Genomic DNA, 17,692 nt, shown 5'->3' on the forward strand with positions numbered 1-17,692 from the left:
AGCAAAAAAGGGCTTCCATTGAATGGGTGATCCATTTAATAATTCATCGCATGAGCACCAAGTCAAGCCCTCGCGCGCCGCGGCGGTCCCGTGCCGCCTCGCCGAGCCGCCGGGAGCGGGCCACCGATCATCGTGCGGCCGGCTCGCCGGCCGCGCCGACATTCAAGCCGATTCACACCAGGCGGACGTTCGAGGAGATCTGCGAGCGCATTCGCGAGCAACTCGCGCTCGGCGTGCTGAAGCCCGGCGACAAGCTGCCGGCCGAGCGCGAGCTGGCTCAGCAGCTCGGCGTCAGTCGGAATGTGCTGCGGGAAGCATTGCGCAGCCTCGAAATGGCCGGCGTGCTCCGGCTGCAGAAGGGCGTCAAGGGCGGCGCCTTCATCCAGCAGGGCGACACCCGCCGCATGAACGAGGTCATGCGCGACATGCTGAGCCTCGGCACGATTTCGGTACGGGAATTGTCGGAGGCGCGGGTCCACGTCCTCGACCTCGTGGTGCAGTTGGCTTGTGCCAATGCCCGCCGGGCCGATCTCGATGCATTGGAAGCCAATATCGAGCGGACGGAGCTTGCGACCAAGGAGGGGCGGCTGCTCGACCGGGTCGAATGTTCGCGCGAGTTCTACAAGCTGCTGGCGGCCTCGACCGGCAACAAGGTGATTGCGATGATCGTGGACTCGGTCACCGAGATCCACATGCGCTTCGTCTATGCCAAGGTCGCTTCCAGCGGGGTCGCGATGGCACGGCTGGCCGAGAAGCGGCGACAGTTCCTGGCGGCCCTCAGCGAACGGAACGTCGATCTGGCAAGCCGATTGCTGCGATCGCATCTGGAATCCGTGCAGCGCATGCTCGAGCAGGATCCGGGCGCCATGTCGCTTCACGTCGCATTGGCGGATGTGCAGCCCGGGATGCGCCGCTAGCGCGCGCCCGCGTTGCCAATAATCAAACAACTCAAACAGCGAAACAATGGAGGCAAACGTGTCCAATTACGCCAAATATGAATGCCTGACGGTCGAGGTCGCGGACAAGGTCGCGACCGTGACCTTGAACCGCCCGCAGGCGCGCAATGCCATCAATCAGAAGCTGATCCGCGAGTTGCGCACGATCTGGGACGACCTCGCCGACGATCACGCCGTTAATGCCGTGGTGCTGACCGGGGCGGGCGACTTCTTCAGCGTCGGTGGCGACGTCAAGGCGATGTCCGAGCGGCCCGGCGGCGACGTGCTCGAAGAGGGCGAGGTACACGATCCCATGATCAGCCGCCGCGGAGTCACCCGCCAGCTCGAGCTCGACAAGCCCATCATCGCGGCGATCAATGGCGATGCCATCGGCCTTGCGGCGACCCATGCGCTGCTTTGCGACATCACGGTGATGGCGGAAGACGCACGGATCGGCGACACCCACGTCTCGCGTGTCGGCCTCGTCGCCGGCGACGGCGGCACAGTGATCTGGCCGCTGCTGGTCGGCATCAACAAGGCCAAGGAATTCCTGATCCGCGGCACGCTCCTGAAGGGAAATGAGGCGGAGCGGATCGGGCTGGTCAATCATGTCGCGCCGCGCGCGGAGGTGTTGGCCAAGGCCCGCGCGATCGCGGTCGAGCTCGCCAACGGTCCGACCTGGGCCATTCGCTGGACCAAGCTGTCGATCAACCAGATCGTCAAGGAGCGCGTCAACATGCTGCTGGAGGCGTCGATGGCGCTGGAGCAGGTGACGTTCGAGACTGCCGACCACAAGGAAGCGACTATGTCGTTCAAGGAGAAGCGGAAGCCCAGATTCGGCCAGGCATAGCGCGGGCCTCACCATGGCGGCGATCGAAGCCTCGAATGACGATGTCGCAGGAATGCTGCGCGATTCCTTGCGCGGTTTCCTGGACGAGCATTGGTTTCCACTCGGTTTAGCCGCATCGTCCTCGCCGGACGAGGTGTCGGCGATCTGGCGCAAGCTCGTTGGGCAGGGCGTCGCCGCGCTTGGTGCGGAGAGCAGCGAAGGCGGGCTCGCCGAAATCCTCGTCGTCATGGCGGAACTCGGCCGGGCCGGCTGCACGGCGCCGATGTGGTCTGCGGCGCTCGCCAATCTTGCGATCTCCGGATCGCAGGTCGACGTCGCGGTGGATCTGCTGGAGCGGCTGCAGTCCGGGGAGGCGACCGTCGCCTTCTCATTTGGTGCGCTGGATCCGGACGCCGGCACAGGAGCGGTTGAGGTCACGGACCTCAAGGCAAAGGGCGTGCTTCGTTTTGTCGAGGCTGCCGGAGGCGCGACGCACCTTCTGGTCGTTCTTGACCAGGCCCAGCTTGGGCTGATCAATCTTGACGGTCCCGGTGTCGAGTGCGTCGCAACCCGCGCGATGGGAGCGTGGGGGCTCTACGAGGTCCGGCTGAACGAAGCGCCGCTCACGCGCATTCCCATAGATACAGTCGATCTCGACCATCTCCGCATCAAGGGCAGAGCGATGTTGACCGCGCGTGCCTATGGCGCGGCGCGGCGTGCCTTTGAGCTCGCCGTGGACTATGCCAAGGAACGGCACCAGTTCGGGCAGCCGATCGGCAGGTTCCAGGCCATCCAGCACAAGCTGGCCGACTGCCTGATTGCGCTCGAAGGCGTCAGGTTGATCCTCGACCATGCCGCCAGACTGCATGACGGCGGCGAGGGCGGCTGGCGCTACTTCGCCGATTGCGCATCGGCGTTCTCCGGTCATGCGCTACGGCAGGTGTCGCTGGAGGTCCAGCATACGTTCGGTGCGATCGGTTATGCCGAAGAGCACGAGGCGCCAATCCACTTCAAGCGCGTGCATCTCGATACGATCGCGCTTGGCGGCGTCTCGGATGCCAAGAGCAGGCTGGCAGCGCGGCTGTTGGATGCGGGCGGCGTCGGGCTGCCGCAATATGACCTCGGGGCCGCTGGAAATGCGTTTCGCGAGCAGATCCGGCTCTGGCTCGAGCAACACTGGACTGGAGATACGAAGCAAGCATTCGACGGAAGGCCCTTCGCCAAGCGTGAGTTCGATGCCGGCTTCGCCCGCGACATCGGTGAGACCGGATGGATCGGGCTCGGATGGCCAGAGCAATTCGGCGGCCAGGCGCGCTCGCCCCTGGAGCAGATCGCCTTCATGGAGACCATGGAGCGGGGCGAGGCGCCGCGGATCGGCGCGGCGATCCAGGCCAATGCGCTGATGATGTTCGGCACGGCAGCGCAGCAGCAGAAATACCTTCCGGAAATCCTGCGTGGCGAAGCGATGCATGGCATGGGCTACAGCGAGCCGCAGGCAGGGTCGGACCTTGCCGCGCTGCGCACCAGTGCGGCCAGGGACGGCGATCACTGGGTGATCAACGGCCAGAAGATCTGGACCACCACCTGGTGGGGCAAATACATGTTCCTCGCCGCGCGGACCGACAAGGACGCGAAGCCGCCACACGCGGGCATCAGCATGTTCATCGTGCCGATGGATGCGCCGGGCATCACGATCAGTCCATCAGCAACCATGTATGATGGCACGTTTGCCAACATCTTTTACGACAACGTCCGCATCCCCGCCGAGAACCTGGTCGGCGAGGTCAATGGCGGTTGGAAAGTGTTGACCGGCGCGCTGGCCTTCGAGCGCGGGCTGGTTGGTGGCGGGATCGTCCTGAAGGTCGCGCACGCCTTCGAGCAACTGCGTTCGCAAGTGATGGCGAAGCAAGGTGATCGGTCTCTCGCCGATGATCCAATCATCCGCGACAGGATGGTGACCTTGGCGTCAGAGATCGAGATCGGCCGTCTCTTGATGATGCGTTGCGCCGAACTTGCCGCCGACGGCGTGACGCCGCCGGAATATGGCGCGATCAGCAAGGTGTTCTCCGGTGAGCTGATGGAGCGATTCGGCGAGGCTGCGCTCGACATCCTTGGCATGCGTGCCGCGCTGTCCGAGCAGATGCCGGGCGCGATCGACAACGGTCGCTTCGAGCAAAGCCTGCGGCATTCGCTGATGTGGGTCATCAGCATCGGGACCAACGAGATTCAGCGCAGTCTGATCGCGCAACGCGCGCTCGGGCTGCCGAGATAGGAGAGATCGGATGCAGAAGGATGGCGACAGGGCGCCGCTCACCGGCGTGCGCGTGCTCGATTTCTCGATCATGGTGGCAGGGCCGTATTGCGCGCGGCTGCTCGCCGACGTCGGCGCCGAGGTCATCAAGATCGAGCCTCCGGAAGGCGATGACATGCGGTTGCGAACGCCGCTGCGCGAAGGCCACAGCACCTATTTCGGCCAGCTCAATGCCGGCAAGCGTAGCCTGGCGCTGGACCTGAAGAATGCCGACGCCATCAGGCTCGTACATCGCATGGTCGCGGAGGCGGACATTCTCGTCGAGAATTTCCGCCCTGGCGTGATGGACCGCCTTGGTCTTGGCTACGAGACGCTCTGCGAGATCAACCCGCGCCTCATCTATTGCTCGATCTCGGGTTATGGCCAGTCAGGCCCAGCAGCCGAGCGCGCGGCTTATGCGATGATCGTCCATGCCGAGAGCGGATTCGATCACTCCTTGATGCGTTATGCCGGTGACCGGGAGCGTCCCGCGCCGGGCGCGATCTTTGTCGCCGATATCCTCGGCGGCATCTTCGGCTATTCCGCGATCCAGACCGCGATGGTCCAGCGAACGCGCACCGGGAAAGGACAGCGCGTCGATGTAGCCTTGATGGACTGCATGATGAATCTGCTGGTCTATGAGCTTCAGGAGGCGCAATTCCCGATCCGTTCGCCGCGCCCGACCTATGGGCCGGTCCGCGCGCGCGATGGCGATATTCTGATCGCCCCGGTCACGCCGCGTAATTTCGCGGCGCTGTGCGAGGTGACCGGGCAGGAAGAGTTGGTGAACGATCCGCGCTTTTCGACCATTCCAGCGCGCGGCGCCAATTGGACCGCCATGATGCAGGTGATCGAGAAATGGACCGAACGCCACACCGTTGCTGAATGCATCGCGGCGCTGGATCGCGCCGGTGTTCCCTGCGCCGAGTACCGGACGCCGGGCGCGGCGCTGACCGATGCCCATTTGCGCCAACGTGGGGTGTTTGGGACCGTCTCGGACGGGGCAGGTGACTTCATCGGCGTCAATGCGCCATGGCAGATGTCCGGGGCCGATACGCCGATGGGACGTCGAGTTCCCGGGATCGGCGCGCAGCGGGACGATGTGCTGTCGCGGATCCTGGGCCTGTCGCCGGACGCAATCGCGACGCTCGCCGCTGCGGGCACGTTCGGGAAGGTGCAGGCGTAGGGCCGCTGGACGCCGGCGATTTCACGTATCGGCCGGACTGTCCGGCGGCGGAGCCTTCGCGATCGCCAACAGGCATTTCAGGAAATGCGCGCGGTCCTCCTTGCGAAGGGGGGCCAGCATGATGTTTTGCAGCTCGGTGGCGGCCGGAATGACGGCGAGAAGCGCTTCCTCGCCTTTAGCCGTGATCTGCACCTGGAGCGAGCGGCGGTCGTCCGGATTGTCTTTCTTCGAGACCAGTCTGCGCGCGACCATGCGCTTCAGCATTTCGCTGAGCGTGTTGCGGTCGCAGCTGATCCGTTCGGCCAACACGGAGGGGGTTAGAGGACCTAACTGATACAGCGCCATCAGCACACCGAACTGCCGCGGCGTGATATCGCTCTGGCGCGTCATGCTTTGATAAAGCCCATCGTAGCGGGCCTCCAGCAGACGCAACAGGAATCCGACACCACCCTCGAGCTGCCAGTCGCGTGCAACGTCTGCCGCCGAGGTTGTCTGCTTGCCTTTATCGGCTGCCATGCCGTTGTCTGGATCCCAGCTGCGTTCTGCGAATTGCGTCCTAGCCGTTAGCAGCTTGGCTGATCGTCCTCAACCCTGTGGCGAACCACGTCACCAGCCTCTTTCTGAGGGAGACAGGGTCGGCCTCGGCTCTTGCCAGCCTTCCGATAATGTAGTACGTATACGTATCAAATGCGATGCGAAGACGTCGTTCAGGGAGGTTGAAACTTGGACCTGCGTGAGCTGCTGTCGATTCCCTATTTGCTTGAGGCGGAGGCAGTCGAAACCGAGCCGGGGAAGTGGCGGGTTCGCCTTGCCTATCCGGAGCTGCCGGGGTGCACGGCTGAAGCCGCCGTCGTCGAGGACGCTCTGCGCGAGCTCGAGCGGCGGCGCATCGAATTGATTGTCGGCCTGGTGGAGCAGGGCAAGCAACCTCCCATTCCACGCCAGCCGCTCACCGCATCCGATCCGCTCTGGACCGCCCAGGATCTCGGACTGTCTGACCGTGTCGCCGCGCTTCTCGGCGGCGCGGCAGGCCCGGCCACACGCAATTGAAGGAGGCGACCCCATGCTCTCGCGCGAAGACAATGAACGGCTGGTGAGGGTCGGCAAGGGAACGCCACTCGGCGAACTTTTCCGCCTGTACTGGATTCCTTTCCTGCCGTCGGCTGATCTCGCCGCGGACGGGCAGCCGAAGCGCATCCGGCTGCTGGGCGAGGATCTCGTCGCCTTTCGCGATTCCGAGGGGCGCATCGGGCTGGTCGACCAGGCCTGCCCGCATCGCGGAGCGCCGCTGGTCTTTGCACGAAATGAGGATTGCGGGCTGCGCTGCGTCTATCACGGCTGGAAATTCGACGTCACCGGCGCCGTGACTGACATGCCGGCAGAGCCAGTGCGCAGTCGCCTCAAGGAGCGGGTGCGGATCAAGGCCTATCCCTGCAAGGAGCGCAACGGGATGATCTGGACCTATATGGGTCCCGACCAGGCTGAGCTTCCGCCGCTGCCGAATCTCGAATGGAATCTGGTGCCTGCCGAGCAGGTGCACATCTCGGTTCGCGTCCAGGAGTGCAATTGGCTGCAGGCGGTCGAGGGTGAGATCGATTCAGCGCACGCGCCGCTGCTTCATGGACGACTGGATGCGCAGGGCACGACGAGCGCCTGGATCCAGAAGCGCGACCTGCGCCCGACCTTCGAATGCATTAAGCAGGATTTCGGCATGAGCATCGCCGCGCGGCGCAATTACGATGCCAACACGCTGTACTGGCGGGTCAACCAGTTCCTGCTGCCGTTCTATACGCTGGTGCCTCCGCTGTCTCCGTTCCCGGATTTGAGCGGGCACGCCTGGGTCCCGATCGATGACGAGAACACGCTCTGCATCATGTTCTCCTATCATCCATCGGAGCCGCTGCTGGAGAAAACCCGGCAGGTCTTCGCCGAAGGACACAAGGGCCGCGAGAGTGGTCATGCCAGCCGCCACGCGCTCGTCCAGCACCCGGTGACGGTCCCATACGCAGGCTACTGGACGAAATACAATCCGCAGAACGGCTTTCAGTTCGACTACGAGGCGCAGCGGACCACCTGGTTCTCGGGCCTGCCGGGGCTCTGGGTGCAGGACGGCGCCTGCCAAAGCGGCGTCTCGCCGATCTTTGATCGCACCAAGGAGACGCTCTGCTCAAGTGATACCGGCATCGCGATGACGCGACGTTTCATTCTTGAAGCGCTTGGCGCCTATCGCGATCACGCGATCAAGCCCAAAGGAGTCTTGGACCCGGACGTGTTCATGGTGCGAGCGGTCTCGCTGCGGTTGCCGCCGGAGGATTTGTGGGTTGACGTCGGCGCGCCGTTCATGCGTGCGAAGCTTGGCGCCGATTTCGGGTACGAGCTGTGAGCGCATTCGAACACACGGCTGGTACGCTGGAGGTGCTGGTCAAGCGTATCGGATATGAGGCCGAGCGGATCAATTCGTATGAGCTGATTGCCCCGACGGGCGGCGAACTGACGCCGTTCACGGCCGGGAGCCACATCGACCTGCATCTGCCGAACGGCATGATCCGCAGCTATTCGCTGGTAAACGACCAATGCGAGCGGCACCGGTATGTCATCGCGGTGAACAGGGATGGCGAGAGCCGGGGTGGGTCCAGCTTTGTCCACGACACCGTCAGGGTCGGGAACATCATAAGGATCTCCGAGCCGCGGAATAACTTCGCGCTCCGCGAGGAGGCCGACCATTCTGTCCTGATCGCCGGGGGCATCGGCATCACGCCGCTGCTGTCGATGATCCGACGGCTTGAGGCGCTTGGACGTCACTGGGAGCTGTTCTATGCCGCGAGGACGCGCGCCGCTGCCGCATTCCTCGACGAACTCGGCACGTATCGATCGAGGGTACATCTCGATTTCGACGACGAGCGATCGGGACGGGTGTTCGATCTCCCGGCGCTCGTCAGGAACGCTCCGCCTCGCGCGCATCTCTACTGTTGCGGTCCGGTGCCCATGCTCGAGGCGCTCGAGGCGACGACGGCCGATCGCCCGGCCGATCACGTACATGTCGAATATTTCAAGGCCCGGGAAGCTCCAGCCACCGAAGGTGGCTTCGACGTCAAGCTGGCGCGAAGCAACCGCACGATTGCAGTCGAGCCCGGCAAGACGATCCTCGATGCGCTGCTGGAGGCCGGGATCGCCGCGAACTATGCCTGTACCGAAGGTGTCTGCGGCACCTGCGAGACGCGCGTGCTCGAGGGCATACCCGACCATCGCGACCAGTTCCTGAGCAACGAAGAGCAGGCGGCGAACAAGAGCGTCATGATCTGCTGCTCGGGCGCCAAGTCCCGGACGCTTGTGCTCGATCTCTAACACAACAACATACGGCGGGTGGAAACAATGAAGTATCTTTCGCAGATAGCCGGAATAGCTCTCCTGGCCTTTTGTGCCGGTTCGCCGGCGACGGCGGTCGCCGCGCGGTCTCTGAAGATCGGCGTGCTCAACGACGCGTCCGGCCCTTACTCGGACAATGCCGGCGAAGGTTCTGTGACAGCGGCCAAAATGGCGGCCGAGGACTTCATGCGGCTTCATCCGGATTTCAAGGTCGAGATCGTCTCGGCGGATCACCAGAACAAGGCTGATGTCGGCGCCGCCATCGCGCGCCGCTGGATCGATCAGGAGAAGGTCGATGCGGTCGCCGACGTGCCGAACTCGGCCGTTGGGCTGGCGGTCAACGGGGTCATGCGCGGCACCAAAGCGGCGCTGATCGCATCGAGCGCGGCGTCGTCCGACCTGACCGGGAAATACTGCTCACCCAATACGATTCAGTGGACCTTCGATACCTGGGCGGCCTCTCACACCATCGGCGCCTATCTCGTGCATCACGGCGGCAAGAAATGGTACTTCATCGCCACCGACAATGCGCTCGGCAAATCGATGGTGCGCGACGGAACGGCGGTGATCGGTGCCGGCGGCGGGACCGTTCTCGGATCGGTCAATGTACCGATCAACAATGCGGACTATGCCTCGTTCATCTTGCAGGCCGAAGGCTCGGGCGCCGACGTGATCGCGTTCGCGACCGCCGGTGGCGACACCGTCAGCCTGATCAAGCAATCCGCCGAGTTCGGGCTGAAGCAGAGCGGGCGCACCTTCGCCGCGCTATTGACCACCACCAACGATGTCGAGTCTAGCGGGCTTGCGGTCGGGGAGGGGCTGATCATCACGCAGCCGTTCTACTGGGACCTCGACGATGCCAGCCGCGCCTGGTCGACCAAATTCGGCGAGCGGCAGCATGGGCAGTCGCCGACCGCCTTCCACGCCGGCGTCTATTCCTCCGTGCTGGCCTATCTGAACGCGGCGCTGGCGGCGGGAACCAATGACGCGCCGGCCGTGATCCAGAAGCTGAAGGAGAAGCCGATCGATGACGCCTTGTTCGGGCCAGTCGTGGTGCGCGCCGACGGCCGCGCCATCCACAACATGTACATCTTCAAGGTGAAGAGCCCGAGTGCCTCGAAGAGCAAGTGGGACCTGCTGGAGCAGGTCGGCGCGCTGTCCGGGCCGGAAGCCTTCCGGCCGCTCGACCAGGGCGGTTGCTCGCTCGTCGACCCGCCGAAGAGCAATTGACGACGACGGCCGCGATCCTTGGATCAACACTGCTCAAATTGACGGATATCCCGATGCTGGATCAGCTTGAAGCCGACTTCCCCGAGCACACGCCTCGTCCCGCCGGCGCGCCAAGAGCGCTTGAGGGGATCCGGGTGATCGATTTCTCGCATTTCATCGCGGGGCCGTTTGCCACCATGATCCTCGCCGACATGGGGGCCGAGGTGATCAAGATCGAAGCGCCGGGCCGCGGCGACGATCTGCGCCGTTATCCCCCGGTGCATCCCGATCTCAGGCACGGCGCGCCGTTCCTGTGGACCAACCGGAACAAGCGCAGCGTCGCCCTCGATCTCAAATCCCTGGAGGGCTTGAAGATCGCGCGCGAGCTGATCGCGACGGCGGACGTCCTTGTCGAGAATTTTTCCGCGAGCGTGATGGCACGGCTGGGGCTCGACTACGAGAGCTGCCGCAAGATCAAACCCGAGATCATCTACTGCTCGGTGTCGGCCTATGGCCGCGACGGGGCATTTTCGGACCGGCTTGGCTTTGATCCGATCGCGCAGGTCGAGAGCGGCTTCGTGTCGATGAACGGCTATGCCGACCGCGAAGGCGTGCGGGCTTTGTCGCCGGTGATGGACATCAGCACTGCGATGATGGCCAGCAATGCGATCCTTGGCGCCCTGTTGGCGCGCGAGCGCAGCGGACACGGCCAGGCCGTCGAGGTGTCATTGTTCGAGAACGCCGTCCTGATGACCGGCTACGCGACCACGCAGTCGCTCTTTAGCGGTGCCGATCCGAGGCGAAGCGGCAACACCAGCCCGGACACGTGTCCGTCGGGTGTGTTCCAGGCCAGCGATTGCTCCTTCTATATCAACTGCGGCAACGACAAGATCTTCCAGCGCCTGACGGCGCAGGTTCTCGAGCGCGAGGATCTCGCGGGGGCCGAAATCTATGCAACCGGCCCCGATCGAATCCGCCGGCGCGAGGAGTTGTTCGCGATCCTCGGCGATGCCTTTGCCCGGCAGCCCTGGTCGCACTGGCAGCCGCGGATGCGGGCGGCCGGCGTGCCCTGCGGCCAGCTGCGCACCGTCGGCGAGGCGATCCGTTCGCCCGAGGCGAGGGAGCGCGGGATCGTCACCCGGATCCCGCATGAGACGGTGGGGTGGGTGCCGAACGTGAACCTGCCGATCCGGTATTCGCGGACACCGATCGTGGATCCCGTTGCGGCACCGGCAGTTGGGCAGCACACCGAGAACGTGCTGCTTGAGTTGCTCGGCTACGACAAGACGGAGATCGCGCGCCTTGCCGGAGGCGGAGCCTTCGGCAGCGAGGCTTCGCGACAGGATGCCAAACCGTGACCGGGCGCGCGCGAGACGAGCGGACGCTGCGGGGCCGTGTGGCCGTGATCGGGATCGGTGAAACCGAATATTATCGTCATGGCGCTTCTCCCGATCCGGAATTCAAGCTCGCGTTGAAGGCGATCCTGGCGGCTTGCGAGGATGCCGGGCTCGATCCCCGCGAGATCGATGGCTTCTCGTCTTACAGCGACGATCGCAGCGAGGCGTCACGGCTGGCTGCGGCGCTGGGTACGCATCGACTGCGCTCCGCGACCATGCAATGGGGCGGAGGCGGCGGCGGTTGCAGCGCGGCGGTTGCCAATGCGGCCGCCTCGATCGTCGCGGGCCTTGCCGATTGTGTCGTGGTGTTCCGCTCATTGGCGCAGGCCCAATATGGCCGTTTCGGACAGGCAGCCGGGATTCACACCGTTTCGGGCGAACGGTCCTATCTGATGCCCTATGGGGTGCTGGCTCCCCCGCAGCGCTTTGCCATGCGGGTGCAACGCTACATGCACGAGCATGGCGTGCGACAGGAGGCTTTGCGCGCGATTGCGCTCGCCTCCTATCATCATGCCCAGGCCAACCCGCGCGCGGTGATGCGAGGCAAGCCGCTGGATATCGAGAAGTACGATGCCTCGCGCTGGATCGTGGAGCCCTTCCATCTTTACGATTGCTGCATGGAAAATGACGGCGCAGCGGCATTGGTGCTGGTATCGGCAGAGCGCGCCAGCGACTTCCGGCACAAGCCGGCCTATCTGCTCGGTGCGGCCTTCGGATCCGGACATCGTGCGGCGGCAACGGCGCACAATGCGCCGCTCTACGCCACCGCGAACTTCGGCACCGTTGCATCCGATCTGTACCGCATGGCCGGGGTAGGGCCGTCAGATGTCGGTGTGGTCCAGGCGTACGAGAACTTCACCGGCGGTGTCGTGATGGCGCTGGCGGAGCACGGCTTCTTCAGGCCCGAGAAGGCCAACGACTTCCTGACCTTCGACAATTTGATCGCTCCATCCGGGAGGCTCCCGCTCAACACCAGTGGCGGCAACCTTGCCGAATGCTACATGCACGGCTTTGAGCTGGTGTTGGAAGCGGTTCGTCAGGTGCGTGGCGCGTCGGCGAGCCAGGCTCGACGAAATGATGTGGCGCTGGTGATCGGCGGCCCGATGGTGACGCCGGCCAGCAACCTCATTCTGGGTTCAGAGGCGACGCTATGAGTGGGTCTTCACGTGCGCACTATCTCCCTGCCGGGTTGCCCATTCCGGTCAGTGACCCAGATGGGCTTTCGGCGCCGTATTGGATGGGCCTGCGGGAAAACCGCCTGCTGGTGCAACGCTGCGTCCGCTGCCGTTCCTGGCAGTTCGGGCCTGAATGGATTTGCCACAATTGTCATTCCTTTGACCTTAGGTGGACGGACGTCGAGCCGACCGGCCGCATCTACAGTTGGGAACGCGTGTGGCATCCGTCATACCCGGCGCTAAAGCAGCACGGCCCGTATCTCGCGCTGCTCGTCGAGCTACCACACGCCGGTGGCGTGCGCATGGTGGGTAATCTGCTGGGCGATCCGCGCCAGACCGTGGTCATCGGAACTGAGGTTGGAGGAGTCTTCGAACATCACCCGGAGTCCGATCCATCCTTTTCGTTGCTGCAATGGCGGCTGAAGCAAGGCGCTGACCGGGTGGACGGTCACTCGACCGGCTAACAAGTTTTGTGGATTGGCAAGAATAATCCAGACGCAGACGAGCCGGACCCGGTGTGTCGACGTTATTTCTCTTGGCTTAAGCTGGCTCAAACGAGCGCAGGATGGATGGGGCGAAAGTTCAAGTATTGCTGTGGCTTAGAAGATCGCTTGAGCAGCGAGAGATCAAGAAAAATCCATCGCCAGCTAGATGACGTTGGATGCAGGACCGAAGGCGGGCAATCAATAACGGCCACCGTCGCGCTTCTGCTGGGCGATCCAATCTGACAACGTCTTTTTCGGCGTCGGCGCTGAGGTCCGGCTTGGCGTTGTTCTCGGGTTCTCGCCCGCGCCCCTTGCCGAGCGGGCTCGCTGCTTATCCGTCCGGTTCAAGGCAGCACTCGAACTTTCTGCAGCTTCCTTCTCAAGACGCAGCTTTTTCAATCGCGCCATCTTGTCGCGTTCTGCATCTGCTTCGGGTCCCTCGGACAAGAGCGTCCTTTGCTGAGCATCCTCCGCCGAGACCACGATTCCCACAATCGTCGTCTCTCCAAGCGCCTTGCAAGCTTCGAGCCGCTGTAGTCCCTCGACCAGAACGAAGCGGTCTTCGTCGGGCCTGACGAGAATGGGGGTTTGTTGTCCGATTTCCAGAATGCTTCCAGCGATCTCCTCGACGACTTGAGGCTTGATTGCCTTCCTTCTTTTCACGGGAACGTAGATCTTCTCGATTGGGAAGCTTTCCGGTTTGGGCATAACGTCTACTCCGCTGTACAGGCCCGTCCGAAACGTATGCCGGAGAGGCAGGATTTTAAGAATGAACCGCGCGGCTGCAATGGCAATCTTAGCGCGCCGAGGCTTGATCGGTGCGGGAGCCGGGCGCATTCTGAGCGGTGCAGCGCCAACGCGTGATTGTCCGGCGAGCGGTTGCAGTGAGAGTAGGCTATGCGCCTTGTTTCCATCCAGGATCACGACGCGATCCGTGTCATCACCTATGCTAACGCCCCATTCGGCACCATGACGGCCGTCGGGGCGGCTGAGATGTTCGATGCGGTAGCCGCTGCAGGGATGGCCCTATCGGTCCGGGTCATTGTCATTACAGGGGGCCTACCTGGCATCTTCATCCGTCACTACGACGTTGGGGAACTCTCTGAGGCCGCAGACGCGATTGAGCGCGGAGCGCCTCGCGCCCCGCCGTCGCCTGGTCCTCGACCACCCGGTTTCCACGCGCTGACGGATGCGATTGCAGCGGTCGACAAGCCGGTCATTGCGGCTATCAATGGCCTGTGCATGGGAGGAGGCTTCGAGCTTTCGCTGGCCTGCGACCTGCGCATCGCCGGGAGCAGTGTTACGGCGATTGGGCTTCCGGAAACGCGCATCGGCATCTTTCCGGGTGGTGGCGGTACACAGCGTTTGCCCAGGATCGTTGGAGAGGCCAGGGCGCTCGAGATGATCCTTCGTGGCCTGACAGTGACGGGACAGCGCGCGCACGAAATCGGAATTGTGCATGAGGTCGTCGCCGATCCGCTCGCGCGTTCCCTTGAGATCGGCGCTGAGCTATCGGGCCGAAGTGCCGAAGGCCTGGCCTTTGCCAAGCGCCTTACCCGGTCAGCTCTCGACCGTCCGTTGGCCGAAGGCCTGGCTGACGAGCGCAAAAGCTTTTCCACCGTGATGAGGACAGCTTCGGCTCGGGAAGGCCTGCGGGCCGGCCGACCACCAGCCGAAATACAGAAGCTCTAATGTCACACGGCTCCCCTTGAGGTAGCCGGACGCTCGCACGCGAGGGCTTCCCGGTGAGCTTGAAACGTGGCTCACGAGGGCTGGAAGTCTTAATATCCCAACGAGAGCACCTCGCAGCTATGCTTGAGCGGGGATGGCGCCATGGCGTAAGGGTACACGACCATGCTCATGATGAGGTCAGTCCTCAGGTTCACGACGGGGCGTTATCTTCAGCGCAAGAGCTTCAAATTGCCGGTCAGCGACCGAACCCATTTCTCGGGCCCGTAGAAGCCCAAGCCGTCAATCGTCTCGTTCGAGAGCGCGCGCAGCGGAAATTCGGCGAGATAGTCCTCAAAGCGGTGGAGTCCCCTGGCGAATTGAGGAAAGGGGACCAAAACGGCGCCGCTCGCCAATGGCTGCGCGCGCGTCAGCAGTACGGACAGCGCTTCGGGCGTGGCTTGCAGAATTGGTACCGGACGGTTTGCATGTGTGGGCAAGCTTACGGGGCGCGAATATCGCAACGTCAGGGCCGGCGACAGCCTCAGCGGCGTCTACAAGCGAATGCTCACGCTCAGTAGCGGACGGTACGCGCTGATCGAGCAGTCGCGCGAATTCGTCCTGGTGCCCTGGCGGCCGGTTCTGGAGCGCGCGCGTGGCCAACTCGTCAGCGGCAGCGTCGGCGGAGAGGGCATTTCCTGGTCGATCGGAATGAAGCGCGGCATCGGACGCTAGTCCAGAGCCTCTCCGACTTCGACGCGGCTAGCCGGGTGCAAGTCCGACCCTGTATCGCTGCGCAAGGCGCCAGAACCAGTCCTGATCGAGGTTGGTCTGTCGATCGATTTCTCTGACTGAGCTGAGTGCGCGATCGAACAGCGCATAGCAGAGACCTTCGTCGTCGTGGCGGGCGTAATAGGCGATGCCATCGGGATTGAGCGGATGGCTGAAAAGCGCCTTCGACCAGGCCTGCGGCACGTCGTAAGGCAGTCCGCCATGCACCAGCTCGGCGGTCGCGCCGAGAATGGCGAGGGAGGGGCCGGCCAGTCTGACCAGCGAAAGATCTGCCGTGATCTTGAGGCGAGCATAGGCCTTGCGACGGAGCAGGCTGGGGTCGAGCAGCGTCCGTCCCGGCACGCGGAGGAACGTCTCCGCGAAGGCGCCAAAAGGCTCTCGGGCGGCATAGAGAACGCCATAGCTCCCGTCGGGCGCATTCAGCCGGCCGAGACGCGATGTATCGAAGAAGATTGGATCGTACCCGGCGGTGTAGAACCGGTGAACGACCGTACCCGCCCGCAGCCGGACCTGGCGGGGACGGCGACGATCGAGATCGTCCGGCGGCAGCGGAGCGCTCACGCGCCTTGCTGAGCCATGCGCCGGGCGGCCTCGACCACAAGTTCAACCTTGCCTTCCCTCAGGAGGTCGATCGGCTTGCGGCCACCCAACCGGTCGTCAGGCTGGGCGAGGAAGTTCAGAACCGTCCAGGGGTTGTTGGTCGGCAGCGCCTCCTGGACGGACTTGAGACCTTCGACGACGGTGCCGTCGACGTTGAACTGAAGCGTCGGAAAGCTTCGGTGGTTGCTGGGACCCGGTACCGCAAGGAGGCTGCCTTCCTGCACGCGCTTGTCGACGGCCTGCCGGGAGATGCCCCGCAGGAGCGTTCTGACCTGGTCCAGATCATACGCACCGCCGGATCGCCGAAGATCCTCCTGCGCAATGCGGACGCCCTCGAGAACGGCGAGCGCGCGGGCATTGGGCGCGAATGCGTCCTTGTTGACGACAGCGGTTTTCTTCGCCGCCTCGGAGAAGAACCGGAATGCTTGCCCCGTTAGTTGCTTGTTCTGCTCACGCACCTTCTGCAGTGCGGTCACGCTTTTGGAAACGATGGCGACCTGCGCGTCGGCAGGAAGCGCGAGGCTCTTCAGGGCCGCGGGTTTCTGCTTAAGTACCATCATCACACCGTCCTCGTGGACGGACAGATCCTCGGTACCGGAGGGCTTTGACTGTGCCTTGGACATGAGCTGAACTCCGCCTTCAATATCGGTATCGAATGCAACTTTGTCAACTTTGACAAACCACAACAGAGGTATTATAGTAGTATAATTGATCCGTGTACGAGATCGCTGCCATCGCGCAGCCCGTCGCGCGGCGATAGTGCTTTCGTCACCGTGCGCCCTTTTTCAGGCTGACGGTCGATGCGACCATCGACGTTGAAGGCACAAGCGGCCCTCGTTCGATTCGTTCATTCGCCGGTGTGCGCATGCGCGATCACCAATCCTGGGCAAGGCCGAACCAGTGATCCAGTTTGATCATGCCATTCACCTTCAATTGAGGAGCTTCCTCACCCACGCCGAGACTGCCGCGACAATGATCTTGCTTCGATGGGTTTGATCGAGCCGGATCTCGTTGCCGACGGCGATTTTTATTCAGGTTGAATGCGAGCCGTCATCCCGCTTTTCAGCCGCGCTCGTTGCGAGCGTCGAGTGGGGCGGACAATGTTTCCGGCAAAAATCTACGTCGGTCAGATCACCGTTGTCTTCGGCATCGTCATCGCGTCGACATGGGGAGCGACGCAATGGACGGCGGCGGCGCTCGGATTTCAGGCGCGGCTTGGCGCGCCGTGTTCGCCATTAGCGGCTATCCGGTCTACCTGCCCTGGCGATTGTTCGAATGGTGGTTCGCCTATGAGCCCGAGATATTTGAGGAGGGCGGGGCTATCGCCGCGGCTGGCGGCATTGCGGGCGCGCTGTTTGCAATCTTGAGCGCCTTCAGTACGGCCGCTTTGGATCGGCGAGGGGGGCGGCCGACTCGCGCATGTCTTGAATGTGCAGATCAATGATGTCGCCGAAGGTCTTCGCTTTTACGGCAGCGCGCGGTTTGGGTGACCCGCTACGATCAATATTGCGCTCCACGTCGAGCGCCCATTCCTCGCCGTCCTTGCGGCGGCGAAAGGTCTCTGCCACATAACGGTTCTTGCGGCGAACTTGGACCCGCCAGTTCCCTGACGGCAACTGAGTGAAGGTGGCCATGGTCGTGTGCTTTTCCCAAACGGTGTGCGATACGTGTGCGTCGAGAGGTCAAAACGGGTACAAACGTGTGCAAATTCAGCAAATTTGGCGGGTACTCGTTCTTGTTACATCCCATTGAGAGCTTAA

At 63.2% G+C, this 17,692-nt stretch carries 19 protein-coding genes; 13 read left to right on the forward strand and 6 right to left on the reverse strand.

The window, feature by feature from the left end; genetic code table 11:
- Positions 1 to 50 precede the first annotated feature (50 nt).
- The 4 genes from ACVMB1_RS08600 to ACVMB1_RS08615 are packed head-to-tail and all read left to right on the forward strand — an operon-like array spanning position 51 to position 5,240.
- Complete coding sequence (locus ACVMB1_RS08600; protein ID WP_083714940.1) at positions 51 to 917, forward strand: FadR/GntR family transcriptional regulator; 867 nt, start codon at positions 51 to 53, stop codon at positions 915 to 917.
- 58 nt (positions 918 to 975) lie between these two features.
- Complete coding sequence (locus ACVMB1_RS08605; protein WP_225648237.1) at positions 976 to 1,785, forward strand: enoyl-CoA hydratase/isomerase family protein; 810 nt, start codon at positions 976 to 978, stop codon at positions 1,783 to 1,785.
- A 13-nt stretch (positions 1,786 to 1,798) separates the two neighbouring features.
- Positions 1,799 to 4,036 (forward strand): acyl-CoA dehydrogenase, encoded by a 2,238-nt coding sequence (locus ACVMB1_RS08610; RefSeq protein WP_456848493.1) that lies wholly within the window; start codon positions 1,799 to 1,801, stop codon positions 4,034 to 4,036.
- Between the two features lie 10 nt (positions 4,037 to 4,046).
- Entirely contained in the window at positions 4,047 to 5,240 is a 1,194-nt protein-coding gene (locus tag ACVMB1_RS08615) for a CaiB/BaiF CoA transferase family protein (protein WP_141342319.1), read from the forward strand.
- A 21-nt stretch (positions 5,241 to 5,261) separates the two neighbouring features.
- Here ACVMB1_RS08615 and ACVMB1_RS08620 read toward each other — a convergent pair whose 3' ends face one another.
- Positions 5,262 to 5,756 (reverse strand): MarR family winged helix-turn-helix transcriptional regulator, encoded by a 495-nt coding sequence (locus tag ACVMB1_RS08620; RefSeq protein WP_253587174.1) that lies wholly within the window; start codon positions 5,754 to 5,756, stop codon positions 5,262 to 5,264.
- Between the two features lie 207 nt (positions 5,757 to 5,963).
- Here ACVMB1_RS08620 and ACVMB1_RS08625 point away from each other — a divergent pair, with 207 nt between their 5' ends.
- The 7 genes from ACVMB1_RS08625 to ACVMB1_RS08655 all read left to right on the forward strand — a co-directional run bounded on the left by ACVMB1_RS08625 (position 5,964) and on the right by ACVMB1_RS08655 (position 12,851).
- On the forward strand, positions 5,964 to 6,290 hold the full coding sequence (locus tag ACVMB1_RS08625) for a hypothetical protein (protein ID WP_141342320.1): 327 nt from the start codon (positions 5,964 to 5,966) through the stop codon (positions 6,288 to 6,290).
- Positions 6,291 to 6,303: 13 nt separating this feature from the next.
- Complete coding sequence (locus ACVMB1_RS08630) at positions 6,304 to 7,623, forward strand: Rieske 2Fe-2S domain-containing protein (protein ID WP_141342321.1); 1,320 nt, start codon at positions 6,304 to 6,306, stop codon at positions 7,621 to 7,623.
- Positions 7,620 to 8,585, forward strand: coding sequence for a PDR/VanB family oxidoreductase (locus ACVMB1_RS08635; protein WP_141342322.1), 966 nt, complete (start codon positions 7,620 to 7,622; stop codon positions 8,583 to 8,585). The genes ACVMB1_RS08630 and ACVMB1_RS08635 overlap by 4 nt, the downstream gene beginning before the upstream one ends.
- Before the next feature lie 27 nt (positions 8,586 to 8,612).
- The gene (locus ACVMB1_RS08640) at positions 8,613 to 9,836 is read left to right on the forward strand and encodes an ABC transporter substrate-binding protein (RefSeq protein WP_141342323.1); all 1,224 of its coding nucleotides are present in this window, start codon (positions 8,613 to 8,615) and stop codon (positions 9,834 to 9,836) included.
- Between the two features lie 53 nt (positions 9,837 to 9,889).
- Complete coding sequence (locus tag ACVMB1_RS08645; protein WP_141342324.1) at positions 9,890 to 11,173, forward strand: CaiB/BaiF CoA transferase family protein; 1,284 nt, start codon at positions 9,890 to 9,892, stop codon at positions 11,171 to 11,173.
- Positions 11,170 to 12,366 carry a thiolase C-terminal domain-containing protein gene (locus tag ACVMB1_RS08650; protein ID WP_253640098.1) on the forward strand — a complete coding sequence of 399 codons (1,197 nt, stop codon included), beginning with the start codon at positions 11,170 to 11,172 and terminating at the stop codon, positions 12,364 to 12,366. Before ACVMB1_RS08645 ends, ACVMB1_RS08650 begins: the two co-directional genes overlap by 4 nt.
- Positions 12,367 to 12,449: 83 nt before the next feature.
- Positions 12,450 to 12,851: a Zn-ribbon domain-containing OB-fold protein gene (locus tag ACVMB1_RS08655; protein ID WP_141342326.1), complete on the forward strand. Its 402-nt coding sequence runs from the start codon at positions 12,450 to 12,452 to the stop codon at positions 12,849 to 12,851.
- Between the two features lie 219 nt (positions 12,852 to 13,070).
- Here the strand turns inward: ACVMB1_RS08655 and ACVMB1_RS08660 are convergent, their stop codons facing one another.
- Complete coding sequence (locus ACVMB1_RS08660) at positions 13,071 to 13,580, reverse strand: ParB N-terminal domain-containing protein (protein ID WP_141342327.1); 510 nt, start codon at positions 13,578 to 13,580, stop codon at positions 13,071 to 13,073.
- Positions 13,581 to 13,769: 189 nt separating this feature from the next.
- On the opposite strand from ACVMB1_RS08660, the gene ACVMB1_RS08665 reads away from it, so the two are divergent.
- Positions 13,770 to 14,564, forward strand: coding sequence for an enoyl-CoA hydratase/isomerase family protein (locus ACVMB1_RS08665; RefSeq protein WP_141342328.1), 795 nt, complete (start codon positions 13,770 to 13,772; stop codon positions 14,562 to 14,564).
- Between the two features lie 209 nt (positions 14,565 to 14,773).
- Here the strand turns inward: ACVMB1_RS08665 and ACVMB1_RS08670 are convergent, their stop codons facing one another.
- Positions 14,774 to 15,064, reverse strand: a complete 291-nt coding sequence (locus tag ACVMB1_RS08670) for a DUF2000 family protein (RefSeq protein ID WP_307720385.1) — start codon at positions 15,062 to 15,064, stop codon at positions 14,774 to 14,776.
- On the opposite strand from ACVMB1_RS08670, the gene ACVMB1_RS08675 reads away from it, so the two are divergent.
- Complete coding sequence (locus tag ACVMB1_RS08675) at positions 15,033 to 15,275, forward strand: DUF3363 domain-containing protein (RefSeq protein WP_244558751.1); 243 nt, start codon at positions 15,033 to 15,035, stop codon at positions 15,273 to 15,275. The genes ACVMB1_RS08670 and ACVMB1_RS08675 overlap by 32 nt on opposite strands.
- 27 nt (positions 15,276 to 15,302) lie before the next feature.
- On the opposite strand, the gene ACVMB1_RS08680 is transcribed toward ACVMB1_RS08675, so the two are convergent.
- From ACVMB1_RS08680 to ACVMB1_RS08690, 3 genes are all read right to left on the reverse strand, one after another.
- Positions 15,303 to 15,893 (reverse strand): RES family NAD+ phosphorylase, encoded by a 591-nt coding sequence (locus tag ACVMB1_RS08680; RefSeq protein ID WP_076826425.1) that lies wholly within the window; start codon positions 15,891 to 15,893, stop codon positions 15,303 to 15,305.
- A complete protein-coding gene (locus tag ACVMB1_RS08685) occupies positions 15,890 to 16,555 on the reverse strand; it encodes a hypothetical protein (RefSeq protein ID WP_076826722.1) in 666 nt (221 codons plus the stop codon). Before ACVMB1_RS08685 ends, ACVMB1_RS08680 begins: the two co-directional genes overlap by 4 nt.
- A 750-nt stretch (positions 16,556 to 17,305) precedes the next feature.
- Complete coding sequence (locus ACVMB1_RS08690) at positions 17,306 to 17,566, reverse strand: hypothetical protein (protein WP_233475717.1); 261 nt, start codon at positions 17,564 to 17,566, stop codon at positions 17,306 to 17,308.
- Positions 17,567 to 17,692 lie beyond the last annotated feature (126 nt).

Source organism: Bradyrhizobium sp. USDA 4504 (assembly GCF_054063995.1).